Here is a 26,479-nt window from a genome sequence, read left to right on the forward strand (position 1 = left end):
ACCCCCGAGACGATGATCACCAATCTGCTGGTCGCCAACCGGGGTGAGATCGCCCGCCGGGTCTTCCGCACCTGCCGGGAGCTCGGCATCGCGACCACCGCCGTCCACTCCGACCCGGACGCCGGCGCCCCGCATGTGCGCGAGGCCGACGCGGCCGTCCGGCTGCCCGGCGCCGCGCCCGCCGACACCTACCTGCGGGCCGACCTGATCGTCCGGGCCGCGCTCGCCGCCGGGGCCGACGCCGTCCACCCCGGCTACGGATTCCTGTCCGAGAGCGCGGACTTCGCGCGGGCCGTGCTGGACGCGGGACTGCTCTGGATCGGCCCGCCGCCGGCCGCGATCGCCGCGATGGGCTCCAAGACCGCCGCCAAGGAGCTGATGGCCGCGGCCGGGGTGCCGGTGCTCGGCGCGCTGACCGAGCCCACCGAGGCCGACCTGCCCCTGCTGGTCAAGGCCGCGGCGGGCGGCGGCGGGCGCGGCATGCGGGTCGTCCGGAGCCTGGCGGACCTCCCCGGCGAACTGGCGGCCGCCCGCGCCGAGGCGGCCAAGGCCTTCGGCTCGGACGAGGTGTTCTGCGAGCGCTACCTGCCCGCCGGACGGCACGTCGAGGTCCAGCTGCTGGCCGACGCCCACGGCACCGTCTGGGCGGTCGGCGACCGCGACTGCTCGCTGCAGCGGCGGCACCAGAAGGTGATCGAGGAGGCCCCGGCCCCCGGCCTGCCCGCGGAGGTGCGCGCCGGCCTGCACGCGGCGGCCCGCGACGCGGCCGGGGCGATCGGCTACACGGGCGCCGGCACCGCGGAGTTCCTGCTCACCGGGGACGGCCGGTTCTACTTCCTGGAGATGAACACCCGCCTGCAGGTCGAACACCCGGTCACCGAGGCCGTCACCGGGCTGGACCTGGTGGCGCTGCAGCTCGCCGTCGCCGAGGGGGAGGCGCTGGCGCCCGAGCCCCCGGCCCCCGGCGGCCATGCGATCGAGGCCCGGCTCTACGCCGAGGACCCGGCCAAGGACTGGCGGCCCGCGACCGGGACCCTGCACCGGCTCGAACTCACGCTCCCGTACCAGGAGTTCACCGGAGCCGGAGCCGGAGCCGGAGCAGGTGCAGGTGCAGGTGCGGGCGCGGGCGCAGGCACAGGGACAGGCAGGGGCACCGGACTGCGGCTGGACTCCGGAGTGGAGGCCGGCAGCGAGATCACCCCGCACTACGACGCGATGCTCGCCAAGGTGATCGCCTGGGCGCCCACCCGCGCGGCCGCCGCCCGCCGGCTCGCCGACGCGCTCGCCCGCGCCCGCATCCACGGCCCGGCCACCAACCGGGACCTGCTGGTGCGCGCCCTGCGCCACCCGGCCTTCCTGGCCGCGGAGCTGCACACCGGTTTCCTGGCCGAGCACGCGGCCGAACTCACCGCCCCGGACAGCAAGGGCGTCGACCACGCCGCGCTGGCCGCCGCCCTCGCCGACGCCGCGGGCCGCCGCGGCGCCCTGCCCTCCGGCTGGCGCAACCTGCCCTCGCAGCCGCAGCTCAAGCGCTACCGGGCCGAGGACGGCACCGAGTCGGCCGTCCGCTACCGGCTGACCCGCTCAGGTCTGCTGGCCGAGGACCACCCGGGCGTCGAGCTCGTCGAGGCCGCGCCGGACCGGGTGGTGCTGTCCGAGGACGGGCTGCGACGCACCTACCGGGTCGCCCGCTACGGCGACCGGGTGCACGTCGACACCCCGGCCGGCGGCACCGTGCTCACCGCCCTGCCGCGCTTCCCCGACCCCACCGTCCGCACCGAGCCCGGTGCGCTGCTCGCCCCGATGCCCGGCACCGTCGTCCGGGTCGTCGCCGCCGTCGGGGACACCGTCGCCGCCGGCCAGCCGCTGCTGGTGCTGGAGGCGATGAAGATGGAGCACCGCGTCGCCGCCCCGTCCGACGGCACCCTCGTCGAACTGCGCGCCACCCCCGGCCGGCAGGTCGAAACCGGCACCCTGCTGGCCGTCGTCCAGCCCATCGAAGCCTGAGGAAGGACCCGCATGTCCACCATCGGCAGTCAGCTCCTGGAGACCCCCGAACGCCAGGCCCTGCGCCGGGCCGTCGGCGACCTCGGCCGCCGCTACGGCTCCGCCTACTACCTCGCCAAGGCCCGGGCCGGCGAACCCGCCGACGAGCTGTGGGCGGACGCCGGCAAGGCCGGATACCTCGGCGTCAACCTGCCCGTCGAGTACGGCGGCGGGGGCGGCGGCATCACCGACCTCGCCATCGTCCTGGAGGAGCTCGGCACCGCCGGCTGTCCGCTGCTGCTGCTCATCGTCTCCCCGGCGATCTGCGGCACCGTGATAGCCCGCTACGGCACCGAGGAGCAGAAGCGCCGCTGGCTGCCGGGCCTGGCCGACGGCAGCCGCCGGATGGCCTTCGGCATCACCGAACCGGACGCCGGATCGAACTCCCACCGGATCTCCACGGTGGCCCGCCGGGACGGCGAGGACTGGCTGCTGACCGGCCGCAAGGTGTTCGTCTCCGGCATCGACCACTGTGACGCGGTGCTGTTCGTGGCCCGCACCGAGGACGCCAGTACGGGCAAGCTGAAGCCCTGCCTGTTCGTCGTCCCGCGCGAGACCCCCGGCTTCGAGTTCCGGGCGATCCCGATGGAGCTCGTCGCCCCGGAGAAGCAGTTCCAGGTCTTCCTGGACGACGTCCGGCTGCCTGCCGACGCCCTGGTCGGCGACGAGAACGCGGGCCTGCTCCAGCTGTTCGCCGGCCTCAACCCCGAGCGCGTCCTCACCGCGGCCTTCTCGCTCGGCCTCGCCCGCCAGGCCCTCGGCAAGGCGGTCGAGTACGCGAAGACCCGTACGGTCTGGTCCACCCCGATCGGCGCCCACCAGGGCCTGGCCCATCCGCTCGCCCAGTGCGCGGTGGAGATCGAGCTGGCCCGGCTGATGACCCAGAAGGCCGGGCTGCTCTACGACGCGGGGGAGGACCTCGCCGCCGGGGAGGCCGCCAACATGGCCAAGTACGCGGCCGGCGAGGCCGCCGCCCGTACCGTCGACCAGGCGGTGCAGACCCTCGGCGGCAACGGCCTGACCCAGGAGTACGGGCTGGGCGCGCTGCTGGCCGCCACCCGGGTCGGCCGGGTCGCCCCGGTCAGCCGGGAGATGGTGCTCAACTACGTGGCCCAGCACACCCTCGGGCTGCCGAAGTCGTACTGATGCACGAGATCTCGCCCAGGTGTGCGAACGCGCCGATGGTGTCCCCGGTGCGCGGCGGTCGGCCCGAGGGCGGTCGCCAGGGCGTCGGGCGCGAGCGGGGGGAGCCGGATCCCGGGTGAGCGGCGCGGCGGGCGGCGGTGCTCACCCGGACGGTCCATTCGAGCCCGTGGTGCACACCGTCCCGTCGGGCGCCCCCCGGGAGCAACCGCGCCACGCACGGACCGTCACGGGTTCCCCGCAATGGCCGAGCCGGACCCCCGACTGTCCGTATGCTCCTGAACGCGCCCCGCACGGAACTGCTCGCCGGTTTTGTTGCTACGTCAACTTCCTTACTGGAGGCTCACCTTGGTGTTCCGCAGCGAGTTCCCCGACGTCTCCGCGGTCGACCAGCCGATCCACGAGGCGGTACTCGGCGCCGCGCACAGGTACGGCGACCGCCCGGCCCTGATCGACGGCGTCACCGGCGAGAGCACCAGCTACGCCCAACTCGCCGCCGCCGTCGAGCGGGTGGCCGCCGGGCTGGCCGAGACAGGCGTGCGCCGCGGTGACGTCGTCGCCCTCTTCAGCCCCAACTCGACCGCCTACCCGATGGCCTTCTACGGCGCGACCAGGGCCGGCGCCACCGTCACCACGGTCTCCTCCTTCGCCAAGCCCGCCGACCTGGCCGGCCAGCTGCGCGACAGCGGCGCCCGCTGGCTGGTCACCGTCTCCGCCTTCCTGTCGACCGCCCGTGCGGCCGCCGAACTCCTCGCCGAACAGGGCCACCCGCTGGCCGGGACCGTCGTCCTGGACGGCGCCGAGGGCCACCGCTCGCTCGCCGACCTGCTGGCCGCCACCGGCCCCGCCCCCGAGGTCGCCATCGACCCGGGCGAGGACATCGCCGTGCTGCCGTACTCCAGCGGCACCACCGGCCTGCCCAAGGGCGTGATGCTCACCCACCGCTCGATCGCCACCAACCTCGCCCAGTGCGACGCCCTCTACCGCCCCGCCGAGGGCGAACGGGTGCTCGCCGTCCTGCCCTTCTTCCACATCTACGGGCTGGCCGCGCTGCTCAACCAGCCGCTGCGCTGCGGAGCCACCGTGGTCGTGCTGCCCCGCTTCGACCTGGAGCAGTTCTGCCGCACCGTCCAGGACCACCGGGTGCAGGCCCTGGTGGTCGCCCCGCCGATCGCCCTCGCACTGGCCCGGCACCCGATCGTGGACCAGTACGACCTCTCCTCCGTCGAGTACCTGCTGTGCGCCGCCGCCCCGCTGGACCACGAACTCGCCGACGCCTGCGCCCGGCGCCTGGGCCTGCCGCACCTGCTCCAGGGCTACGGCATGACCGAGCTCTCCCCGGTCACCCACGTCGTCTCCCCGGGCGAGGGCGCCCCCTCGCCCGGCTCGGTCGGCCGGATGGTCCCCTCCACCGAGCTGCGGATCGCCGCCCTGGACGGCTCCGACGGCGACCTCGGGCCCGGCGAGCGCGGCGAGCTGCTGATCCGCGGCCCGCAGGTGATGAAGGGCTACCTCGGCCGGCCCTCCGAGACCGCCGCGGTGGTCGACGCCGAGGGCTGGCTGCACACCGGCGACGTCGGCTTCGTGGACGAGCGCGGCTACCTGCACATCGTCGACCGGGTCAAGGAACTGATCAAGTACAAGGGCTACCAGGTCGCCCCCGCCGAGCTGGAGGCCGTCCTGCTCGGCCACCCGCAGATCACCGACGCCGCCGTGATCGGGGTCCCGGACGCCGAGGGCACCGAGTGCCCCAAGGCCTTCGTGGTCCGCGCCCCGGGCAGCGCCCTGACCGAGGAGGAGGTCACCGGGTACGTCGCCGGGCAGGTCGCCCCGTACAAGAAGGTCCGCGCGGTGGAGTTCGTGGACGCCGTCCCCAAGTCCGCGGCCGGCAAGATCCTCCGCCGCGAACTGCGTGCCCGCGAGGCCGGTCGCGCCGGCGTCCACTGACCGGACCGGGCCGCCCCGGCGGCCGAAGACCGGCGCCCGTCTGTGAGGATCTTCCTGCCGCGCCCCGACCGGGACCCGCCGCGCCCCGATCGGAACAGGAACCGCCCGCCGCCATGACCAGCCACCCCGCCGCCCGCGCCCCGCAGCAGGACCGCAGCCGAGCCACCCGGGCCCGGCTGCTCGCGGCGGCCGTGGAATGCCTGGCCGAACTCGGCTGGCACGGCTCGACCGTCACCGTCGTCGCCGAGCGGGCCGGGGTCTCCCGGGGCGCGGCCCAGCACCACTTCCCGACCCGCGAGGACCTCTTCACCGCGGCCGTCGAGCACGTCACCGCCGAGCGGCTGGCAGCCGTCCGCGCCCACGCGGACGAACTGCCGGCCGCCGGGCCGGACCGCACCGGGGCCGTGGTCGACATGATCGTGCGCCTCTACACCGGCCCGCTGTTCCGCGCCGCCCTGCACCTGTGGACCGCCGCCGCCACCGAGGAGGTGCTGCGTGAGCGGATCATCGCCCTGGAGGGCCGCGTCGGCCGGGAGGCCCACCGGGCCGCGGTGGAGTTCCTGGACGCCGACGAGAGCCGCCCCGGCGTGCGCGAATCCGTGCAGGCCACACTGGACCTCGCCCGCGGACTGGGCCTCGCCAACCTGCTCACCGACGACAGCCACCGACGTTCCGGAGTGATCCGGCAGTGGGCGGGCGTTCTGGAGAGTACGCTGCGGCCGGTACGCCCATGACGCCCGTACAGCCGGAGCGGCCGGACGCCCCCTGACCAAGGGGTCGCCGGGCGGCCGATGTCCGTGCAGTCTGGAGAAGAATCCCGGCCGGCACGGACCGCGAGGCCCCCGGCCGGGCACGAGCCGAACCGGGGTGCTGCCTGATCATGCACGGACACGAGTGGGACGCGACCGACGCCGCCCCGGCACCGGGCGGCAATCCCGGACGTTCCGACGGCACGTACCCCGAAGGCCATCGGCTCGTCCCGCTCGCCACGGTGCTGCTCCAGGACGACGGACTGATCCTGCACTGGAGCGAGGACGCCGAGGCCCTGCTCGGCTACTCCTCCGAGGAGGCCGTCGGCAGCTACGCCGCCCAACTGCTCACCGACGAGTCCGACCGCTCCGAGGTGCTCGGCCTCTTCCAGCGGATCATGGGCGGCAGCGGCTGGTCCGGCGTCTTCCCGGTGCGCCACCGCGACGGCCACAAGGTCGACCTGGAGTTCCGCACCTACCCGATCGCCGTCCCCGGCGGCACCCTGCTGCTGCTCGCCACCGCCTCCGACACCCGCGCCCTGCACGCCGTCGAGGCCGACCTCGCGGTGCTGGACGGCGTCTTCGACCGCTCGCCGATCGGCATGGCCGTCTACGACACCGAACTGCGCTACATCCGGATCAACGAGGCGCTGGCCCGGATGAACGGGGTGCCGGTCGCCGCCCACCTCGGCCGCCGGATATCCGCCGTGCTGCCCGGCATCAACAGCGCCGAGATCGAGCAGATCATGCGTCAGGTGCTGAGGACCGGCAAACCCGTGGTGGACGCCCGCTCGCACGGAAGGGTCCCCGGCGACCCCAAGCGGGACCACGCCTGGTCCGCCTCCTACTTCCGGCTGGAGGACTCCACCGGCCGGATCTTCGGGGTCTGCTCATCGATCATCGACGTCACCGAGCGCTTCCAGGCCGAGGCCCGCGCCGCCCGCGCCCAGGAACGGCTCGCCACCATCGCCGAGGCGACCGCCCGGATCGGCACCACCCTCGACCTCCAGCGCACCGCAGAGGAGCTGATCGAGGCGGTCGTCCCCCGGTTCGCCGACTTCGCCACCGTCGACCTGCTGGAGCCGGTGCTGCGCGGCTCCGAGCCCACCGTGATCCCCTCCGACCGGAACATCACGCTGCGCGCCGTCGCCGTCGGGGAGTCCTACGAGAGCGGCCTCGCGCACGCCGTGGACGTGGTCGGCGAGACCTCCGAGTACTCCCCGGACCGCAGCTACGTCCAGTGCCTGCGCAGCGGGAAGCCGCTGCTGCGCTCGCACGTGGACGAGGAGGCGCTGCGCGGCCTGGTGGCCAGCGAGGACCGGGTGGCCCCCGGCATAGCGGCGGGCATCCACTCGTACCTGATGGTGCCGATCACCGCCCGGGGCATGGTGCTCGGCGGCTCCGAGTTCATCCGGATGCGCAACCCCGAGCCGTTCACCGCCGCCGACGTCGCCCTCGCCGAGGAACTGGTCGCCCGCACCGCGCTGGCGCTCGACAACGCCCGGCTCTACCGCCGCGAGCGGGAGACCGCGCTCACCCTCCAGCGGAGCCTGCTGCCGCAGGAGGTGCACCGCACCCTCGGCCTGGAGATCGCCTACCGCTACCTGCCCAGCAGCGTGGTCAGCGAGGTCGGCGGCGACTGGTTCGACGTGGTGCCGCTGTCCTGCGGACGGGTCGCCCTGGTGGTCGGCGACGTGATGGGCCACGGCATCCGCGCCGCCGCCACGATGGGCCAGCTGCGCACCGTCGCCCGGACCCTCGCCACCCTCGACATGCCGCCCGAGCAGGTCCTCACCCGGCTGGACGAGACCGCCACGGGGATCGGCGAGGGCCAGTTCGCGACCTGTATCTGCGCGGTGTACGACCCGCTGGAGCGCACCGTCCAGATCGCCGCGGCCGGGCACCTGCCGCCGGTCCGGGTGGGCCCCGACGGCACCGCCGCCCGGGTGGACGTGCCGCCCGGGGTGCCGCTGGGCGTCGGCGGGGTGGCCTTCGAGTCGATCGAGTTCGACATTCCCGAGGGCGGCATGGTCGCGCTCTACACCGACGGCCTGGTCGAGCGGCGCGGCCAGGACCTGGACGCCGGCATCGACCTGCTCGCCCGCACCCTGTCCGGCCCCGGCCGGACCCTGGAGGAGAACTGCGACGCCGTCCTCGCGGCGCTGGTCACCGACGGCACCGAGGACGACATCGCGATGATCATGGCCCGGGTGCTGCCGCTGCCCGCCGACCGGATCGCGACCCTGCCGCTGTCCGGCGGGGGACGGGTGCCCGGCAAGGCCCGCCGCTTCACCCGCGCCACCCTGGAGGCCTGGGGCCTGTCGGCGCTCACCGACTACGCCGAGCTGCTGGTCAGCGAGCTGGTCACGAACGCCCTGCTGCACGCCGACGCCCCGCGCCGGCTGCGGCTGTTCCGCGACCGGGTGCTCACCCTGGAGGTCGCCGACGCGGGCGGCCAGACCCCCCAGCTGCGCCCGTTCGCCGAGCAGGACGAGGGCGGACGCGGGATGTTCCTGGTCAGCGAGCTGGCCCAGCGCTGGGGCAGCCGGCTGACCCGGGACGGCAAGGTGGTCTGGGCGGAGCTGGAGCTGCCCTTCGGGGCTTCCTAGGGCCTGTCCTCAGACCCCCGCTCCGGCAGACGGGAACGGCCGTTCCCCCGGGGGAAACGGCCGTTCCAGGGCATTGCTACGCGGTGACCTTCGGCTGCTCGGCCGGTGCGTCGACCGCGTCCTGCGAACCGGTCGCCGCCCCAGGCTTCGGCTCGGACAGCCCGCGCAGCAGCCGCCAGGCCATCACGGCCGCGCCGACCAGCAGCGCGGCGGCCAGCAGCCCGGCGCTGTTCATGCCGTTGACGAAGGACTCCCGGGCGCTCGCCAGCAGCGGCCGGGCGAGCTCCGGCGACAGGCCCTGCGCCGTCTCGACGGCCGAGCCCAGCGATTCGCCGGCCCGGGCGGCGGCCGCCGGGTCCGTCCCGGCCGGGACCGCCAGCCCGCTCGCGTAGATCGAGCCGACCACCGAGCCCACCAGGGCGATGCCGAGCGCGGTGCCCAGCTCGTACGCCGTCTCCGAGACCGCCGAGGCGGCCCCGGCCTTGTCGGCGGGCGCGGCGGTCAGCACCAGGTCGGCGCCGAGCGTGTAGACCACGCCCTCGGCCGTCCCGACCAGCAGGAAGGAGGCGGCCAGCAGCAGGTAGGTGGTGTCCTGCGACAGCCAGCCGAGCGCGCCCACGCCCAGTCCCATCGCCAGCAGGCAGGCCGTCAGCGCCTTGCGGGCGCCGAAGCGCCGGGCGATCGCGGCGGTGAGCAGACCGCCGGCCACCGAACCCGCGAAGGCCGGCAGCTCGGCCAGGCCCGCCTGGAGCGGCTGGTAGCCGCGGACCAGCTGGAGGTACTGCGAGACCACGAAGATCACGCCGGAGAGCCCGACCAGGGAGATCAGCGAGGCCGAGACGGCCGCCGTGAACCGCCGGTCGCGGAACAGCCGGACGTCGAGCAGCGGGGTCTCCAGCCGCAGCTGGCGGCGGACGAAGAGGAACAGCGCGGTGGCGCCGAGGACGAAGGTGACCGGCACGTCCCAGCGGTCCACGCCGTGCGCGGCGGCCTCCTTGATCGCGTACACCGTGCCGATCACACCGGCCATCGACAGCAGCACGCTCAGCACGTCCCAGCGGCCCGGCTTCGGGTCCTTGGACTCCGGCAGCAGCCAGGCGCCGGACACCAGCAGCAGGATCAGCACCGGGATGTTCAGCAGGAACACCGAACCCCACCAGAAGTGCTCCAGCAGCACCCCGCCGACCACCGGCCCGAGGGCGGCGCCGGCGGTGGCGGCCGCGCCCCAGATGCCGATCGCGGTGGCCCGCTCCCGGTCGTCCGGGAAGAGGCTGCGGATCAGCGAGAGCGTGGACGGCATGATCGTGGCCCCGGCCACGCCGAGCAGCGCGCGGGCCAGGATCAGCCAGCCGGCGCTCGGCGCGTAGGCGGCCAGCAGCGAGGCGGCGCCGAAGGCCGCGGACCCGGCCAGCAGCAGCTTCTTGCGGCCGATCCGGTCGCTCAGGGCGCCCATGCTGACCAGCAGGCCGGCCAGCACGAAGGAGTAGGAGTCGCCGATCCAGAGCAGCTGGGTGCCGCTGGGGCGCAGCGTCTCGCTGATCGACGGGATGGCGAGGGAGAGGACGGTCGCGTCCAGGGCGACCACGGTCACGGCCAGGACGAGGACGGCGAGGCCGGTCCAGCGCTGGCGGGCGGTCAGGGTGTTCATGGTTTATCGGTGTCCGGCCTGTGGTCGGAAGTGCTGTGGACAGGGGTGGTGGTGCTGTGGGCGGTGCTGCCGGCGGTGGCGCCGGCGGGGGTGCGGGTGTCGGGTCTGCGCAGCGCGCCGCCGAGGAACAGCTCGGCGAGCGAGAAGGCGGCGTCGCGCGGGGCGAGCCGGCCGTCCTGGATGGACCAGCCGACGCCGGCCACCAGGTCGAAGAAGGCCTCGCTCAGCCAGGCGGCGCTCAGTTCGATGCGGAACACGCCCTGCTGCTGGCCGCGCAGGAAGAGCGCGTGCAGCCGGGCGATCTGGACCTCCCAGAGGTCGTTGATGTCCTCGTGCTCGTAGAGCTGGTTCTCGCCGGCCAGGAAGGCGCAGAGCATGGCGTCCGGGACGGAGGAGTCCACCAGGCGGCGCAGCGCGGCCTCGGCGTCGCCCCGCTCGACGTCGGCGGTGTCCAGCGCGGAGGCGAAGCGGCGCAGCCCGAGCAGGCCGATCTCGCGGATCAGAGCGTCGCGCCCGGGGAAGACCCGGTGCAGCGTGGCACGGCTGATGCCGGCGGCGCGCGCGATCTCGTCCAGGTGGGCGGTCGGGCGGCGGGAGAGGACGCCGACGGCGGCTTCCAGGACGGTGTCGCGATCGGTGGCCATGCAGCGAGTCTAGTTCACGTGAGACGTGGATGTCTCATTCTTTTGTTCGAGCTCTCAGGTGAGGCGTCGGTTCTCGGTGGCCGGGCAGCAAAAAACCGGGGACGGTGGGTGTACCGTCCCCGGTCCGGGGTGCCGCCGTGCGGCCTCAGCTCTGGTTGTAGAAGCCGGTCTCGTCCAGCGGGCGGTCGATCACCATGACCTCGACGTCGGCCGGGGTGAGCAGGAAGACCCTCCGGGCGATCCGCTCGATGCCGCCCCTGGTGCCGAAGATCAGCCCGGAGGCGAAGTCGACCATGCGCTTGGCCTCGGCCTCGTTCATCTCGGTGAGGTCCATGACCACCGGGATGCTCGCCCGGATGTGCTCACCGACCGTCCGGGCCGCCTCGAAGCCCGTCGGCCGCAGGGAGACGATCTTCGTGGGCGCGGGGGCGGCCGGAACCGTCTCCTGATCCACCCACTCGTCGTCGTACACCGCGGCCGGGTAGTTCCCCGAGGGCATCAGCCACCCGTTGTGGTGCTCGTCGCGAAGTGCTCCCATGCCGCGCCTCCCTGCCTCGTCCCGTCCTGGTCCCCCGGGGTCGCGTGCCGTTCTTGACACGTCATCCACTCGTCGGAACTGTCCGAGTATCGCACTGTTCACCGGTCCCGTGCCCGCTCGCAACCCCCGTACGAGTCGTGCCGCGCCGGAAACCCGGGCGAACCCGGGCACTTCCAGTGACGCGGCGCGGCACCGTACGGTTGCGCGCGTTGACCTTATCGGTCGCGGTCACGGCTTAATTGACCTTCTGTCAACAATGAGGAAACGATTTCACCCGTCGCGTCACTCGCCGGTCGCGCCGTCGATCAATTCGCGCAGAAGATCCGCGTGGCCGTTGTGTCGCGCGTACTCCTCGATCATGTGGGTGAGGATCCACCGGAGCGTCACCGGCTGTCCCCGGCGCAGGTTCTTGGCGACGGTGTCCAGCGGCAGGCCGGCGACGGCGAGGCGGGCGGCCTCGACCTCGGTGCGCCAGACGGCGAAGTCGGCCGCGACGTCGGCGGTGTCGACGTCGTCGAAGTCGGCGTCCTCGTGCTCCTCGGTCCAGAAGTGCCCGGTGATCTCCCGGCCGAGCAGGACGGACTGGAACCAGTACAGCTCCACCTCGGCCATGTGCCGGACCAGGCCCAGCAGCGAGAGGCTCGACGGCGGGATCGAGCGCAGCCGCAGCTGGTCGTCGGTCAGATCCTCGCACTTGAGGGCGAGGGTGCGGCGGTGGTAGTCGAGGAAGGCGGTCAGGCTGGCGGCCTCGTCGGCCGTCATCGGCGGGTCCACCCGCGGGTTCGGTTCGGTCATGCGCGCCATCCTGGCGTCCGGCCGCGCGCGGGCGCGAGCGATTTTGCTCCCGGCTCTGCCGCCGGCCCCGTGGAGCGGCTCAGCCGGCCGTCGCCCGGCGGCGGGTCCGGACCGTCCGCCAGAGGCCCACCACGCTGCCCAGCACCAGCAGGGCGATCACCCCCGCCGACAGCAGGAAGGCCGCCGAGCCCGGGCGGCCCGCGCTGGCCGCCGCCGTGACGTACACCGCGGTGGTCGGCACCACGCCGATCGCGGTGCCCAGTACGAAGGGCAGGAAGCGGACCCCGGAGAACGCGGCGCCGTAGTTGGCCGCCTGGAACGGCATGCCGGGCAGCAGCCGCAGCACCAGCACACTGCGGAAGCCCTGCTCGGTGAACCGCCGGTCCAGCGCCCCCAGCACCTTCCCGCGCAGATACGGGCGCAGCGCCTCCCGGCCGAGGCCCCGGCCGAGCCCGAAGGCCAGGGCCGCGCCCACGGTGGTGCCGAGCACCGCCAGCAGCACGCCCTGCTGGATGCCGAGCAGCAGACCGGCCACCGCGTTCAGCGCCGGCCGGGGCACGAAGGCGAGCGTCCCTACCGCGTAGACCAGGGCGAACAGCGGGCCGAACCAGTACCCCGGCATCCGGTCCGCCAGCCCGCCGGACAGCAGCTCCGTCGGGCTCCACAGCAGCAGCGACCCGGCCGTCGCGGCGAGCACCACCACCAGCAGCGCGAACCGCCACCACGGGGAACGCGGTGCGACGGCGGGCGCCCGCGGCACGGCGGGCGGCACGGGAACGGCATCGGGCTCGAACACCGCCCGAGCCTAACCGGTGCCCGGGCCCCGCCGGCGCCCCGGGCGCCGGGCCGACCCGCGGGCCGGCCCTCAGGCCGGTCGGGAGAGGAACCCCAGCAGGCGCTGCCACGAGTCGCGGGCCGCGTCGGCGTGTTCGACGGCGGCGAGCTCGAAGAAGTTGTGGGGTGCCCCCGGATAGCTGACGAACTCGTGGGGGCAGCCGGCCGCGGTGAGTGCCGCGTCGAAGGCCTCGACGGCGGCGGCCGGGATGTGCTCGTCGGCGCCGCCCCAGAAGGCGAGCACGGGGGCGGTCAGCCCCCCGGCCAGTTGGGTGGGCCCGGGGGCGCCGTTGAGGGTGTCCGGGTAGCCGTAGTAGCCGACCGCGCCGGCCAGGCCGAAGCGCGGGGCGGCGGTGCGGAAGGCCTGCCGGCCGCCGAAGCAGAAGCCGAGCGCGACCACCTCGGCGGGCCCGGCGGCGCGCAGCCGTTCCAGTGCGGCGGTGATGTCGGCGTCCAGTCCTCCGGGGGTGAGCGCGAGCAGGTGGGGGAGCAGGTTCGGCATTTCGCCGAATTCCGCCGGGCGCTTTTCCGGGGCGGCTCCGGCGGTGCGGCCGTAATAGTCGAGGACGAGGGCCGGGTGGCCGTGTCCGGCGAGCCGGGCGGCGGTCCGGCGGTAGAACGGGGAGAGGCCCCTGTTGTCCGGCAGGACGAGCACCCCGGGCCCGGTGGCGGTCTCCGGCCGGGCCAGGAAGGCGCCGAACCGGGTGCCGTCGGCCGAGGTCAGAGTGAGTGGGGCGGCCTCGGCCAGGGGCCACGGGGCGGGGCCGAGGGCGGGCGGGGCGGCGTCCGGGTCGCAGCACACGGGGGAATTCCTCTCGGGGAGCACGAAAACCGCCGGGCGCGGTGTGCGCCCGGCGGTTCGAGACCTTAGCGGGAAATTCCCTCAGGAATTCATCATCATATCGCGGAGAGATCTTTTCCGGAAGGCTTTTCCGGTGACATTGCGGTCACGTTCTCGCCGCCGGAATTCCGTTCGGCCAGCCGCAGCGCCCCGGCGCTCAGCAGCAGGGCGCAGGCGAGCGCGGTGACCAGGCCGAAGGAGACGGTCAGCGAGGTGGCCTGGGCGAGGGCGCCGATGACCGCGGGGGCGATCAGGCCGGAGGTGTAGGTGACGGTGGCGACGCCCGCGATGGCCTGGCTGGGGTTGGTGCCGATCCGGCCGGCCGCGGCGAAGGCGAGCGGGACGATCACCGCGATGCCGATGCCGATGAGGGCGAAGCCGGGGATGGCCAGTGCCGGGCTGTCCGCGGCGACCACCAGCAGGCCGCCGGCGGTGGCGACGGCGCCGCCGATGCGGGTGGTGCGGACGGCGCCGAGGCGGCGGATCGCCGCGTCCCCGGCGAGCCGGCTGACCGCCATGGTGAGCGAGAAGGCGGTGTACGAGGCGGCGGCGACGGTGGCCGAGGCGCCGGTGACGTCCCGCAGGTAGACGCCGCTCCAGTCCATCGAGGCGCCCTCGGCGAAGACCGCGCAGAAGCCGACCAGTCCGATCACCAGCGAGCTGCGCGGCGGCAGCGCGAACCGCGGCGGCTCCTCCGCGCCCTCGTGCGCCCGGAGGTCGGGCAGGCCGCGGCAGACGGGCTGGGCGAGCGCGAGCAGGACCAGCGCGGTGACGGCCAGCTGGATCCGGGCGTCGAGGTCCAGGTGGGCGGCGAGGATGCCGAAGGGGGAGGCCAGCAGGCCGCCCGCGCTCCACATCCCGTGCAGCCCGGACATGATCGAGCGGCCGAGCCGCTCCTCGATCTCCACGCCCTGGGCGTTCATCGCGACGTCGGCCATCCCGGAGGTGGCGCCGTACACCAGCAGCGCCGCGCACAGCACCGGCAGCGAGGGGGCGAGTGCGGGCAGGGCGAGGGACAGGCACCAGAGCGAGATCAGCCCGCGCACCGCGGCCCGGCCGCCGTAGCGGTGCACGAAGCGGCCGGCCAGCGGCATGGCGAGGGAGGAGCCGACGGCGGGCATGACCAGGGCCAGGCCGAGCTGGCCGGCCGAGAGGTCGAGGTGGTGCTGGATCCAGGGGATGCGGGTGACGAAGCTGCCGGCGACGGCCCCGTGTACCAGGAAGGTCAGGGCGATGCTCCTCCGGGCCCGGCGGGGCGCGGCCAACGGCTCCGGCGGCGGTGGTGCGGTGGTTCCGCTCATGGGTTCTTCCCTCCCGGTCGCGCGGTGAGGGGCGCGACAGTGCCCTGTGACGGTCGCTAAATTATCAGGAAGGGACCCTGATAGAAATGCTCTGGAAGGATGAGCTGCCATGACCACCGCGCGTACGGCCACGCCGAGCACCGCCCGGGCGATCAACGACCGGTTGGCGCTCAACCTCCTGCTCGAACAGGGCCCCCTGACCGCGACCGAGCTGCGCGACCTCACCGGCCTGTCCCGGCCGACCGTCGCCGACCTGCTCGAACGCCTCCAGCGCACCGGACTGGTGGCCGTCGTCGGCGAGCGCGGCGAACAGCGGCGCGGCCCCAACGCCCGGCTCTACGCGCTGGTCGCCTCCCGGGCCCACCTCGCCGCCTTCGACGTCCGCTCCGGCGGCGTCAGCCTGGTCGTCGCCGACCTGGCCGGGCGCGGCCTGGCCACCGCCGAGGTCCCGGTCGAGGGCGACGGCGGGCCGGACACCGCCGGGACCATCGTCGCCGCCCTGCTGGACACCGCGCGCGGCGTCGGCGTCGAACGGCTGCACACCGTCGCGGTCGGCGCCCCCGGACTGGTCGACCAGGCCACCGGCCGGCTGCAGAGCACCGGCAAGCTCCCCGCCTGGCACGCCGAACTCCTCGCCGCGCTGCGCGAGCTGCCCGGCACCGAGGTGATTCTGGAGAACGAGGTCAACCTGGCCGGGCGGGCCGAGTACCGGGTCGGTGCCGCGCGCGACCGCGACACCTTCGTGCTGCTGTGGCTCGGCCACAGCGTCGGCGCCGCCGTGATCCTGGACGGGCGGCTGCGCCGGGGCTTCTCCGGCGGCACCGGCGAGATCTGCTTCCTGCCCGTTCCCGGCACCGTCGCCCTGCCCAGCGCCGACAGCTGCGAGGGCGGCTTCCACAGCCTGGTCGGCAGCGCCGCGATCTGCGCGCTGGCCCGCGCCCACGGGCTGCCCGCCGGCCCGGCCGGGGACGCCCCCGCCGCCGAGGCCGCCGTACGGGCCGCCCTGGCGGCGGGCGCGGCGAGCGAGGTCTTCCTGGACGAGCTGGCCGAGCGGATCGCGATCGGTGCGGCGAGCGTCTGCGTGGTGCTGGACCCCGGCTGCGTGGTGCTCGGCGGCGAGGTCGGCCGGGCCGGTGGGCCGGAGCTGGCCGGGCGGGTCGAGCGGCGGCTGGCCCGGCTCTCCCCACTGAGCACCGAGGTGCGGGCCGGCACGGCGGGCGGCGGCGCGGTGCTCGCCGGGGCGGTGCTCACCGCCGGGGACGCGGTGCGGCGCGACCTCTTCGGCGAGCCGTGACCGCCCTCGCGTGATCATCCGCGCCGTCCGTACGGCAGGATGGCGCAGGGGCACTCGCCCCGGGAACCCGAACCACCGTCAGGAGACGCTCATGGGCCAGCCCGAGGTGCCGGCCAACCCGTACCGCATCGGCGAGGCCGCGGCGCTGCTCGGCGTCAGCGCCGACACCATGCGGCGCTGGGTGGACGCCGGGCGGGTCGCCGCCGCGCGGGACGAGCACGGGCACCGGATCATCCCGGGGGCCGAGCTCGCCGCCTTCGCCCGGGAGCTGGCCCGGCCGGAGAACTCCGAGGCGGAGGGCCGGCCGTCCTCGGCGCGCAACCGCTTCCCGGGGATCGTCACCCACGTGGTGCTCGGCGACGTGGCCGCGCAGGTGGAGATCCAGGCCGGGCCGTTCCGGGTGGTGTCCCTGATCAGCCGGGAGTCGGCGGAGGAGTTGAACCTGGTCCCCGGCGCACCCGCCACGGCGGTCATCAAGTCCACCAATGTGATGGTCGAACGGCGCTAGTCGGGGCCCGTCGCCCGAGCCCGGGCCGCCCCGGCCGCCCCGGCCGCCCCGGCCCCACGAGTCCCGGAACCGAAGGAGAGGCCCGGATGCCACCCCCGCACCTGCCGACCACCCAGAGCGCCGTGCTCGCGATCGGGACCGTGGCCGACCGGCACGGCCGCACCGTCCGCGCCCAGCACGACATCGGCCGCGACCGGACCTTCGCCGGGCTGGTCGGCCCGGGCGGTCCGGGCGGTCCGGACGGGGAACTGGACGCCGTCCCGCACGAGGCACTGCTGGAGTTCGACGGCCGCCCCGCCGTCACCGTCCGGCTGTTCACCCACGACGAGGTCACCGTGACCGTCGAGGGCATCGCCTTCGACGTCGACCGCGACCGCGTCCCCGGCTTCCTGAACGCCCTCTGGTCCGACCTGGTGCACGTCAAGGCGCGCACCTTCCCGCCGTCCACCACGCTGATCGTCACCGTCCCGGGGGAGCCGAGCCACCGCGAGGCCATCGGCGTCCACGACCTCACCCCCTGGCTCGCCGGAAGGATCCGTTGAACGCCATGGCCAAGCCGCTCGCCGTCGCCCACCGCGGCGACCCCTACCGCCACCGCGAGAACACCCTGCCCTCCGTCGAGTCCGCGCTCGCCGCCGGGGCCGACGCCGTCGAGGTGGACGTCCGGCTCACCCGCGACCGGGTGCCCGTACTGCTGCACGACCCCACCCTGGAGCGGCTCTGGCGCGACCCGCGGTCGATCGACCGGGTCACCGCCGACCAGCTGGAGGAGCTGCGGCAGGGCCCGCTCACCGTCCCCACCCTCGCCGAGGCGATCAAGGCGGTCTTCGCCGTCGACGGCCGCAGGCTGCTGATCGACCTGGACGACGCCGGACCGGCCGCGGCCGCCTGGTCGGTGGTCACCGGGCTCGGCGCCGAACGCGCGGTCGCCTTCTGCGGTCCCACCGCCGCCATGCTCGCGGTGCGCGAACTGATCCCGGACGCCGAGATCGCGCTCACCTGGAAGCAGCCCGGGATGCCCGTGCGCGCCCTGCTGGACGACCTGCGCCCGCGCTACCTCAACCCGCCGTTCGGCCTGGTCACCCCCGCGTTCATCGCCGCCGCGGCGGAGCAGGGGCTCGCCGTCTCCACCTGGACCGCCGACCTGCGCCGCACCATGCGCCGGCTGCGCGAGAGCGGCGTCGCCTCCATCACCTCCAACCGGATCGGCGTCCTGCGCTCCGTGCTGGACGGCCGCCGGTGACCGGACCGCTCCTGAGCCGACGGGCGCTCGGCCGGGCCCTGCTGGCCCGTCAGCACCTGCTCGCCCGCACCGACCAGCAGCCCGCCGCACTGATCCACCACCTCGGCGGCCTCCAGGCCCAGGCCGCACCCCAGCCGCCCTACCTCGGACTGCTGGCCCGGCTCGACGGCTTCACGCCCGAGCGGCTCAGCACCCTGATCGAGCAGCGGGCGGTGGTCCGGACCGCCCTCCAGCGCGGCACCATCCACCTCGTCACCGCCGAGGACTGCCTGACGCTGCGCCCGCTCCTCCAGCCGATGCTGGACCAGGCGATGCGCACCACCTTCGGCAAGCAGCTGACCGGCCTGGACCTGGACGCGCTCGCCGCCGAGGCCCGCACCCTGGTCGAGGAGCGGCCGCGCACCTTCCAGCAGCTCGGCGCGCTGCTCGCCGGGAGCCGCCCGGACCGCGACCCGGCCGCCCTCGCCCAGGCCGCCCGCTGCCGGCTGCCGCTGGTGCAGGTCCCGCCGCGCGGGCTGTGGGGGCGCGGCGGACCGGCCGCCCACACCACCGCCGAGGCCTGGCTCGGCCGCCCGCTCGACCCGTCACCCGGCCCGGACGGCCTGGTGCTGCGCTACCTCGCCGCGTTCGGCCCCGCCTCCGCGGCCGACCTGCGCCAGTGGTGCGGCCTGGCCGGCCTCGCCCCGGTGCTGCGGCGGCTCGCACCGAGCCTGCGGGCCTTCCGGGACGAACAGGGCCGGCAGCTGTACGACCTGCCCGAGGCGCCCCGCCCCGACGAGGACACCCCCGCGCCGGTCCGGCTGCTCGCCCCGTTCGACAACCTGCTGCTCTCGCACGCGGACCGCACCCGGGTGCTGCCCGAGGAGCACCGGGGCCGGGTGATGACCCGCAACGGCATCGTGCACGGAACCCTCCTGGTGGACGGGCTGGTCGCCGGGACCTGGCGGCTGACCGGCGACCGGGAGGTGACCGTCGCCCCGTTCGCCCCGCTGCGCCCGGCCGACCGGCGGGCCGCCGAGGCCGAGGCGCAGCGGGTACTGGTCTTCGCGGGGGCGGGCGAGGACGGCGCGGTGCGGTTCGAGGCCCCCGGGTAGCTCGTTCGGGTGCTCCCGGCCGGTCCGCCGCGCGGGCCGTCGGAACCTCTGCTGAGCTGGGGCGGTCCGGAATCGTCGAGACCCCGGCGGAGGCGACCGTGTCCGTGGAGCGCGCGCCCGGCGAGGAGCGGCGGCCGGACCACCGCAGGCCGTACCTGATGCTGCCGCCCGCGCTGCGGCAGGCGGCCGCCTGGTCGCTGGCGGTGATCCTGCTGATCGCCGTCGCCTCGCTGGTGGTCTTCGCGCTGGTCGAACTGCGGGCCGCGACCGTGCCGTTCCTGCTGGCGCTGCTCGGGACCTCGCTGCTCTACCCGGTGGTGCCCTGGCTGGTGCGCCGGGGTGTCGGGCGGGGCCTGGCCGCCGGGCTGACCTGCACGGTGCTGGTCACGGCGGTCGGCGGGGTGATCGCCCTGCTGGTCAACTCCCTGGTGCACAGCGCCCCGCAGATCGCCGCCTCGCTCCCGGAGGCCGGGCGGCGGCTGGCCGGCTGGCTCGGCCCCTTCGGGTCGAAGATCCAGCACGCGCTGAGCAACGCCAAGGGCGAGACCAACTCGCTGGTGTCCACCCTCACCAACGGCGTGCTCTCCGGGCTCGGCCTGCTCACCCAGCTGATCACCGGCGGGGTGCTGGCGCTCGCCCTGGTGTTCTTCTTCCTGCGGGACGGCCACCGCACCGGCGACGCCATCCGCTCCTTCCTGCCCGAGCGCAGCGCCACCACCGTGATCGCCTGCGCCGGGCGGGCCTTCGACGCGATGGCCGGGTTCATGCGCGGCACCACCCTGATCGCCCTGATCGACGCGAGCTTCATCACCATCGGCCTGCTGGCCCTCGGTGTGCCGGGCGCGCCGGGGCTGGGCGCGCTGGTCTTCATGGGGGCCTACATCCCCTTCGTCGGTGCCTTCCTGTCCGGCACGGCGGCGGTCCTGGTCGCCCTCGCCGACGGCGGCATCGGCACGGCGCTGTGGGCGCTCGGCGTGGTGCTCACGGTGCAGATGATCGAGGGCAACATCCTCCAGCCGGTGATCCAGAGCCGCACGGTGGAGCTGCACCCGGCCACCATCATGGTCGCCGTGGTGGCCGGCGCCGGTATCGCCGGCATCATCGGCGCCCTGCTGGCCGTCCCGGTCTGCGCGGCCGGCATGGGTGTCATCTCGGTGCTGCGCGGGGATCCGGACCGGTCGGCGGCGCCGGACCGCTGAGCGGCCGGCCGGCCGGGCGGAGCGGAAAGCGGGTTGCCGTCGGTCGGGGGATCATGTGAGCATTGCTAATGCGACAAGGGTCGCAATAGTGCTTCGGGAGGGGTCGCATGGAACTGTTCGAGGTGGCCGAGGCGGGGGCCGGGCCGTACGGGATCGCCGTGGGGCCCGACGGGGGTGTCTGGTTCACGCTGGTGCACAGCGGGGAGATCGGGCGGCTGGACCCGGACGGGACGGTGCGGCGGTACGGCCTCGGGGCGCCGGGCTGCGGGCCCGCGGTGATCACGGCGGGGCCGGACGGGGCGCTCTGGTTCAGCCGGATGCGGGACCACCGGATCGGGCGGATCGACGTCCACGGGCGGGCCGGCTCGTTCGAGCTGCCGGGCGAGGACCCCGGCCCGTACGGGATCGCCGCGGGGCCGGACGGGGCGCTCTGGTTCACCGAGCTGAACGCGAACCGGGTCGGGCGGATCACCGTGGACGGCGAGGTGACGCGGTACCCGCTGCCGGTCGACGGGGCCTTCCCGTCGCTGATCACGGCCGGGCCGGACGGGGCACTGTGGTGCACGCTCAACCAGGCGGACGCGGTGGCGAGGGTCGGCACCGACGGCGCGGTGACCGTCCACCGACTGCCCACCGAGGGCACCGCGCCGGTCGGGATCACCGCCGGGACGGACGGTGCGCTCTGGTACGTCGGCATCGGCGGCGGGCTGGTCGGGCGGATCACCGTGGACGGGAAGGTCACCGAGCATCCGCTGGCCGACCGCTCGGCCAGGCCGCACGCCGTCGCGGCCGGACCGGACGGGGCGCTCTGGTTCACCGAGTGGGGCGCCGGCCGGATCGGGGTGCTCACCCCGGACGGGCGGCTCGACGGCCACCCCGTCCCGGGCGCGGGCGCCGAGCCGCACGGCATCGCCGTCGCCCCGGACGGCACGGTGTACGCGGCGCTGGAGCGCGGGCAGATCGCCCGGCTGACCCCGGCCCGGGACGCCCGGGGTGCCCGGGGCGCTCAGGGCTGACGGCGCAGCAGCTCCTCCAGGTCGGCGAGCAGGCCGAGGGCGGCGGCGCGGTCGGGGGCCGGCGCCGCCGGGGCGGGGGAGCGCTCGGCGATCACCCGCAGGGCGGCCGCGGCCTGGCGGGCGAACATCGCCAGCAGGTCCAGCTCCGGCAGGCTGGCGCGGGCCTGCGGGGCCGGGTCCAGCACCTCCAGGACGCCGAGCACCCGGCTGCCGTGGGTGAGCGGCGCGGCCATCAGGGCGGTCGGGACGTACGCGGTGGACTCGGCGAAGTCCCGGTCGAAGGTGCGGTTGGCGCCCAGGTCGTCCACCACCATCGGCTCGCCCGAGGCGGCCACCCAGCCGGCGATCCCCCGGCCGGCCGGGAAACGGCGGCCCACCAGCGACTCCTCGCCGCGCCCGGAGACGGCCTGGAAGACCAGCTCCCCGGCCGCCTCGTCGAGCAGGCACACCGAGCCCGCCCGGGCGCCGAAGATCGCCCGGGCGACGTCCACCACGGACTGGAGCAGCTCGCGGGCCAGCGGGTCGACGGCGGGGTCAGTGCTGAGGGTCATCGGGCGCCTCCGGGGTGGGGGTGGAAGGGACCTGGACATTGGCCGCGGTGAGGTAGAGCGCGCTCTTCAGCTGGAAGGTGGTCAGCCTCGGCCGCCGGGACAGGATGCGGGCGCAGAGCCCGGCCACGTACGGGGTCGCGAAGCTGTTGCCGGTGGTGCGGATGGTGGCGCCGCCGAGCCAGGGCACCCGGACGTTCTGGCCGGGCGCGAAGAACTCCACCGGCGGGGCCGGGTTGTACAGGTGCAGCCGCGGGTCGTCCTCCTGGTGGCTGCCCACCGAGATGACCGAGGAGAACCGCCACGGGTAGCTCTCCACCGGGGTGTTGTGGGCGGAGGCGACGATCGCGGTGCGGGCGAAGAAGGCGTCGTCGGCGATCGCGTGCAGCTCGTCCAGGAAGCGGGTCCGGGTGGTGGAGAGGCTGAGGTTGATCACGTCGAAGCGCTGCCCGACGGCCCAGCGCAGCCCGGCGATCAGCATGTCGCCGGTGCCGGTGAAGCGCTCGCCGAGGACCCGGACGCTGTAGAGCTCGCAGTCCGGGGCGGTGCGGCGGATGATGCCGGCGCAGGCGGTGCCGTGCCCGCAGGTGTCGCCGGCGGAGTCCGGGCGGACGACCAGCTCCCTGGTGGCCGGGTCCCTGGCCACCGCCCAGGAGCCCTGCACCGGCCCGACCAGCGGGTGGTCGGGCTCGACCCCGGAGTCGACCACGCAGACCCGTACGCCCTTGCCGGTGCCCCCGCCCCCGCCGCTCTCCTCGCCGTCGGGGGCGACGGCGTCGGCGAGCACCGGCAGGTCGGCGGGGGTGCGGTCGCGCAGGCTCCAGGTGAGGCCGGCCGGGCCGCTCACCGGGTGCCCCCGAGCCGCTCGGCGCGCCGCACGCCCGGCAGGTGGCCCTTGGCGGCGAACCGGTCCCGGGCGGTGGCGGCGGCCGCCGCGGCCTCGGCGGGGCGGTCGAGCAGCAGCAGGGCGTGCGCCCGGTCGAGCGCGGTCAGCGCCTGCAGCAGCAGCGACTCGGTGGCCTCAGCGGCGGCCAGGGCGGCGGCGGTCAGGTCCAGGGCCGGCGCGGCCTCGCCCCGGGCGGCGGCGAGCCGGCCGCGCAGCGCGTCCAGTTCGATCGCGAGCACCGGCGGCAGCGCGGCGAGGGCGTCCGCGCTGTCCAGGTGCCGGGCGGCCTGGGCCGGGCGGTCGGTGTCCAGCAGGACCCGGGCGGTGGTCAGGGCGAGGCGCGGCAGCGGGGCGGGGCTGCCCTGGTGGCGGGCGATCTCGGCGGCGTCGGCGAGCAGGTCCAGCGCCTGGCCGCTCTGGCCGAGGGCGGCCGCCGCCTGGGCGGTCAGCGCGGGCAGCGCCACCATCGCCTCGGCCAGCGACAGCTCCCCGGCGAGGCTGTTGGCCTCGGCGAGCAGCAGCTCGGCCTCCTCGGGGCGCTCGCGCAGGGCCAGCAGGACGGCCAGCGGGCCGTTCAGCGCGATCCGCACGGTCCGCCGGCCGGTGCCGTGCTCGCCGAGCAGGGCGCGCAGCCGGAAGGTCGCGTTGGGGACGGGCTCGGGGCCGGCCAGCAGGGAGGCGGCCAGTGCGGCCAGCACGGCGGCCCGGTCCAGCTCGGCGTCGGTGCGGCAGACCCGGTCGAGGGCCTGGTCCAGCAGCAGCTCGGCCTCGGTGTGCCGGCCGGCCAGCAGCTGCTCCTCGGCCAGCCGCAGCCCGGCCCGGGCCCGGCCGAGGTCGTCCCCGGTGTCGGTGAACAGCGGCAGGACGGCGCGGGCGGTCGCGGCGGGCTGGTCCGGGCCGGGCGGCAGGCCGCGGGCGGCCAGCGCGAGCCGGGCGTGCGCGGCGTCCAGCGGGTCGGCGGCCGCGTCCCGCACCTGGGCGAGGACGGGCAGGGCCTCCTCGGCGCGGCCGAGCGCCAGCCGGGCCTCGCCGAGGCGGCGCAGCGCGGGGCCCGCGGCGCGCTCTCCCGGGTAGTGCAGCCGGACGGCGCGCTCCAGCAGGTCGGTGGCGGCGGGCAGGTCGGCGCGGGCCAGCGCGCCGGCCCCGGCGGCGCCGAGGGCGGCGGCCGCGCGGGTGCGCAGCACGTCGGTGCGGGTGTCCAGCAGGCCGAGTTCGAGCCGGTAGCGGTGGGCGCGTTCCAGGTGGCCGCCGACGGCGGCGTCCCCGGTGGAGCGGACGGCCGGCAGGTCGGCGGCGCGCTCGTGGCGCTCGGCGCGGGCCCGCTTGGACATCGACTGGTAGACGGACTCCTGGACCAGGCCGCTGCTGAACCGGTAGCCGGCGCCGGCCGGTTCGACCAGCCGCAGCTCGGCCAGCCGGGCCAGCGCGGCGTGCAGCCGCGGCGGGGTGTCGTCGCCCCCGGCGGACGGGCCGGCCGGCAGCCCGTCGATCGGGCCGGTGAAGACGTCGTCCTCCGGGTCGGCGAAGGCGTCCTGGTCGCTGCCGCCGTGGGCGAGTTCGGCGAGTTCGGTGGCGGTGAAGGCGCGGCCGAGGACGGCGGCGAGGTCGAGGGTGGCGCGCTCGTCGCGCTCCAGCCCGTCGATCCGGGCGCTGAGCAGGGCCCGTCCGGTGGGCGGCAGTTCGTCGGTCAGGACGGGGCCCTCGGTCTCGGTGAGGGCGGCCAGCAGCTCCTCCAGGTGCAGCGGGTTGCCCTCGGCGCGCTCCAGCAGCCGGGTGGGAACCGCGTCCTGGTGGGCGCTCAGTTCGGTCAACTGGGCGGCCAGCAGGGCGGATTCGTCCCAGGACAGGCCGCCGACCGGCAGTGCCGGCAGCTCCGGGCGGGCGGCCGGGAGCTCGGGGCGGGTCAGGCAGAGCAGCAGCACGGGGGCCGCGCCGAGCTCGGCCGTCAGCCACCCGGCGGCGTCCACCAGCGCCGGGCCGGCCCACTGGCAGTCGTCCAGGACCAGGACGGCCGGGCGCTCGACGGTGCGGCCCCGCAGGATCGCGGCCAGCAGTTCCAGCGAGCGGCGGGTGTCGAGGCCCGGCGCGGTCGCCTCGTCCAGCCGGGCCAGCGCCTCGGCCGGAGCGGCGCCTCCGGGCTCGTCCAGCAGGGTCCGGACCGCCTCGGCGATCGGCGCCAGCGTGCCCTGCTCGCCGAAGCTGCGGCAGCGGGCGGTGCCGCAGCGCGCGGTGCGCCGGCCGACCCGCTCGCGCCACTCGCGCACCAGCCGGGTCTTGCCGATGCCGGCCTCGCCGGCGACCAGCAGCAGCTCGGCCCCCGAGCCGCCCGCCACCCGCGCCAACGCGGCGTCCAGCTGCGCCAGTTCGCGATCCCGGCCGACCAGCGGGACGTCGAAGCGGCGCAGCAGCTCCGGGTCGTCCTCGTCCAGGGCGACCAGGCGGTAGGCGGTGACCGGCTCGGCCTTGCCCTTGAGGTGCAGCGGGCCGACCTCGTCCACCTGGGCGGCCGGACCGGCCGCGCGCAGCGTCTGCGGGCCGATCAGCACCTGGCCGGGGGCGGCCCGGGTCTGCAGCCGGGCGGCGATGTTCACGGTCTCGCCGGAGATCAGCGCCTGGCGCGCCGAGGCGTCCGAACCCGCCACCACCTGGCCGGTGTTGACACCGATCCGGACGTCCAGGCGGACCCCGAGGGTGGCGTCCAGCTCGGTGTTGAGGTCCTCCAGGTCCTCCAGCATGGCGAGGGCGGCGGCCAGCGCCCGGTGGGCGTCGTCCTCGCGGATCACCGGGACGCCGAAGACGGCCATCACGGCGTCCCCGATGAACTTCTCCAGGGTGCCGCCGTGCGCCTCGATCCGGCGGTGCATCCGCTCGAAGTAGCGCAGGATCACCTCGCGCAGGGTCTCCGGATCGAGCGCGCCGGACAGGGCGGTGGAGTCGACCAGGTCGCAGAAGACCACCGTGACCAGCTTGCGCTCCTCGGCGGCCAGGTCGAGGGCGGCGCCCCGGGCGGCACCGCAGGAGGGGCAGAACTGGTCGTTGGTGCCGACGGGCTGGGCGCAGAGTGGGCAGGGCATGGTGGCCGTCCTTCGGTCGTCCTTCGCTGTGCGGGGCGTGCGCGGCGGAGCGGGTGTGCGCGGGCGTTCCCGGCCAGGGTCGCGGGCGCGGCTTCGGGCCCGGTTCGGGAACGCCTGGCGAGCGGTATGGCCGCAGGCCGGGCGGGGTGCGGGGGCCGGCCGGCCGGGCCCGGTGCGGCCCGCGCGGCCGCGCCGGGCCGCGCCGACCTGCGGACATACCGGATCCCGACCGGCCCCGAAGCCGGGCGCAGCCGGTCCCGCCCAGCATGGTGGGCGACGGCGGGCGGCCGCCCGCCGTCGCCGTCACCACCCCCCACGCGGAAGGGAGTTCGACCATGGCCGAGAACATGGAGCAGCAGAACGTCGGCGAGAGCGGCGAGGAGGGCCCGGAGGTCGAGGCACACGTGGCCAACATCCTGGACCTCCAGTCGATGAAGGTCCTGAGCGAGGCCTCCGACGGCAACTGCTTCAGCCTGATCAGCTACGTCGCCGGCGCCGAGACCTCCGCCTGACCGGAGTCCG

At 75.4% G+C, this 26,479-nt stretch carries 23 protein-coding genes; 13 read left to right on the forward strand and 10 right to left on the reverse strand.

From position 1 onward, the window contains the following. The first annotated feature begins 12 nt into the window (after nt 1-12). From ACFVVA_RS08560 to ACFVVA_RS08580, 5 genes are all read left to right on the forward strand, one after another. Nucleotides 13-2,007, forward strand: coding sequence for an acetyl/propionyl/methylcrotonyl-CoA carboxylase subunit alpha (locus tag ACFVVA_RS08560; RefSeq protein WP_387687072.1), 1,995 nt, complete (start codon nt 13-15; stop codon nt 2,005-2,007). A 12-nt stretch (nt 2,008-2,019) separates the two neighbouring features. Then, entirely contained in the window at nt 2,020-3,192 is a 1,173-nt protein-coding gene (locus tag ACFVVA_RS08565; protein WP_387687074.1) for an acyl-CoA dehydrogenase family protein, read from the forward strand. A gap of 345 nt (nt 3,193-3,537) precedes the next feature. Continuing rightward, the gene (locus tag ACFVVA_RS08570; RefSeq protein WP_387687076.1) at nt 3,538-5,136 is read left to right on the forward strand and encodes a 4-coumarate--CoA ligase family protein; all 1,599 of its coding nucleotides are present in this window, start codon (nt 3,538-3,540) and stop codon (nt 5,134-5,136) included. A 113-nt stretch (nt 5,137-5,249) separates the two neighbouring features. Further along, nucleotides 5,250-5,870 carry a TetR/AcrR family transcriptional regulator gene (locus tag ACFVVA_RS08575; RefSeq protein ID WP_359913666.1) on the forward strand — a complete coding sequence of 207 codons (621 nt, stop codon included), beginning with the start codon at nt 5,250-5,252 and terminating at the stop codon, nt 5,868-5,870. 146 nt (nt 5,871-6,016) lie between these two features. Continuing rightward, nucleotides 6,017-8,494, forward strand: a complete 2,478-nt coding sequence (locus ACFVVA_RS08580) for a SpoIIE family protein phosphatase (RefSeq protein ID WP_387687078.1) — start codon at nt 6,017-6,019, stop codon at nt 8,492-8,494. A gap of 76 nt (nt 8,495-8,570) precedes the next feature. On the opposite strand, the gene ACFVVA_RS08585 is transcribed toward ACFVVA_RS08580, so the two are convergent. From ACFVVA_RS08585 to ACFVVA_RS08615, 7 genes are all read right to left on the reverse strand, one after another. Then, entirely contained in the window at nt 8,571-10,142 is a 1,572-nt protein-coding gene (locus tag ACFVVA_RS08585; RefSeq protein ID WP_387687081.1) for an MFS transporter, read from the reverse strand. Then, the gene (locus tag ACFVVA_RS08590; RefSeq protein ID WP_387687083.1) at nt 10,139-10,786 is read right to left on the reverse strand and encodes a TetR/AcrR family transcriptional regulator; all 648 of its coding nucleotides are present in this window, start codon (nt 10,784-10,786) and stop codon (nt 10,139-10,141) included. The genes ACFVVA_RS08585 and ACFVVA_RS08590 overlap by 4 nt, the downstream gene beginning before the upstream one ends. A 145-nt stretch (nt 10,787-10,931) precedes the next feature. Continuing rightward, nucleotides 10,932-11,324, reverse strand: a complete 393-nt coding sequence (locus tag ACFVVA_RS08595; protein WP_387687085.1) for a cell division protein SepF — start codon at nt 11,322-11,324, stop codon at nt 10,932-10,934. Between the two features lie 282 nt (nt 11,325-11,606). Beyond that, a complete protein-coding gene (locus ACFVVA_RS08600) occupies nt 11,607-12,119 on the reverse strand; it encodes a DinB family protein (RefSeq protein WP_387687087.1) in 513 nt (170 codons plus the stop codon). 79 nt (nt 12,120-12,198) lie between these two features. Then, nucleotides 12,199-12,915: a TVP38/TMEM64 family protein gene (locus ACFVVA_RS08605; protein WP_387687089.1), complete on the reverse strand. Its 717-nt coding sequence runs from the start codon at nt 12,913-12,915 to the stop codon at nt 12,199-12,201. A 69-nt stretch (nt 12,916-12,984) separates the two neighbouring features. Further along, nucleotides 12,985-13,755: a dienelactone hydrolase family protein gene (locus ACFVVA_RS08610; RefSeq protein WP_387687091.1), complete on the reverse strand. Its 771-nt coding sequence runs from the start codon at nt 13,753-13,755 to the stop codon at nt 12,985-12,987. 95 nt (nt 13,756-13,850) lie between these two features. Further along, complete coding sequence (locus ACFVVA_RS08615; protein WP_387687093.1) at nt 13,851-15,095, reverse strand: MFS transporter; 1,245 nt, start codon at nt 15,093-15,095, stop codon at nt 13,851-13,853. A gap of 109 nt (nt 15,096-15,204) precedes the next feature. On the opposite strand from ACFVVA_RS08615, the gene ACFVVA_RS08620 reads away from it, so the two are divergent. The 7 genes from ACFVVA_RS08620 (at nt 15,205) to ACFVVA_RS08650 (ending at nt 21,449) form a co-directional block, all read left to right on the forward strand. Next, a complete protein-coding gene (locus tag ACFVVA_RS08620; RefSeq protein ID WP_387687095.1) occupies nt 15,205-16,389 on the forward strand; it encodes an ROK family transcriptional regulator in 1,185 nt (394 codons plus the stop codon). Nucleotides 16,390-16,480: 91 nt separating this feature from the next. Further along, nucleotides 16,481-16,897: a TOBE domain-containing protein gene (locus ACFVVA_RS08625; protein ID WP_359913640.1), complete on the forward strand. Its 417-nt coding sequence runs from the start codon at nt 16,481-16,483 to the stop codon at nt 16,895-16,897. A gap of 86 nt (nt 16,898-16,983) precedes the next feature. Continuing rightward, nucleotides 16,984-17,439 carry a hypothetical protein gene (locus ACFVVA_RS08630; RefSeq protein ID WP_387687099.1) on the forward strand — a complete coding sequence of 152 codons (456 nt, stop codon included), beginning with the start codon at nt 16,984-16,986 and terminating at the stop codon, nt 17,437-17,439. Nucleotides 17,440-17,444: 5 nt separating this feature from the next. After that, nucleotides 17,445-18,140 (forward strand): glycerophosphodiester phosphodiesterase, encoded by a 696-nt coding sequence (locus ACFVVA_RS08635; protein WP_387687101.1) that lies wholly within the window; start codon nt 17,445-17,447, stop codon nt 18,138-18,140. Beyond that, complete coding sequence (locus ACFVVA_RS08640; protein WP_387687103.1) at nt 18,137-19,234, forward strand: winged helix DNA-binding domain-containing protein; 1,098 nt, start codon at nt 18,137-18,139, stop codon at nt 19,232-19,234. The genes ACFVVA_RS08635 and ACFVVA_RS08640 overlap by 4 nt, the downstream gene beginning before the upstream one ends. Nucleotides 19,235-19,332: 98 nt before the next feature. Then, nucleotides 19,333-20,433 (forward strand): AI-2E family transporter, encoded by a 1,101-nt coding sequence (locus ACFVVA_RS08645; RefSeq protein ID WP_387687106.1) that lies wholly within the window; start codon nt 19,333-19,335, stop codon nt 20,431-20,433. Between the two features lie 107 nt (nt 20,434-20,540). Continuing rightward, complete coding sequence (locus ACFVVA_RS08650; RefSeq protein WP_387687108.1) at nt 20,541-21,449, forward strand: virginiamycin B lyase; 909 nt, start codon at nt 20,541-20,543, stop codon at nt 21,447-21,449. Here ACFVVA_RS08650 and ACFVVA_RS08655 read toward each other — a convergent pair. The 3 genes from ACFVVA_RS08655 to ACFVVA_RS08665 are packed head-to-tail and all read right to left on the reverse strand — an operon-like array spanning nt 21,440 to nt 25,957. Beyond that, nucleotides 21,440-22,000: a GAF domain-containing protein gene (locus ACFVVA_RS08655; protein WP_387687111.1), complete on the reverse strand. Its 561-nt coding sequence runs from the start codon at nt 21,998-22,000 to the stop codon at nt 21,440-21,442. The genes ACFVVA_RS08650 and ACFVVA_RS08655 overlap by 10 nt on opposite strands. Continuing rightward, complete coding sequence (locus ACFVVA_RS08660; protein ID WP_387687113.1) at nt 21,984-22,844, reverse strand: S8 family serine peptidase; 861 nt, start codon at nt 22,842-22,844, stop codon at nt 21,984-21,986. Before ACFVVA_RS08660 ends, ACFVVA_RS08655 begins: the two co-directional genes overlap by 17 nt. Further along, nucleotides 22,841-25,957, reverse strand: coding sequence for an adenylate/guanylate cyclase domain-containing protein (locus tag ACFVVA_RS08665; protein WP_387687117.1), 3,117 nt, complete (start codon nt 25,955-25,957; stop codon nt 22,841-22,843). The genes ACFVVA_RS08660 and ACFVVA_RS08665 overlap by 4 nt, the downstream gene beginning before the upstream one ends. Nucleotides 25,958-26,292: 335 nt before the next feature. Between ACFVVA_RS08665 and ACFVVA_RS08670 the strand changes: the two genes are divergently transcribed. Next, nucleotides 26,293-26,469 (forward strand): hypothetical protein, encoded by a 177-nt coding sequence (locus ACFVVA_RS08670; RefSeq protein WP_380636940.1) that lies wholly within the window; start codon nt 26,293-26,295, stop codon nt 26,467-26,469. The last annotated feature ends 10 nt before the right edge of the window (nt 26,470-26,479 follow it).

The sequence above is a fragment of the Kitasatospora sp. NPDC058048 genome, assembly GCF_042885555.1.
Taxonomy (GTDB): Bacteria; Actinomycetota; Actinomycetes; order Streptomycetales; family Streptomycetaceae; genus Kitasatospora; species Kitasatospora lactacystinica.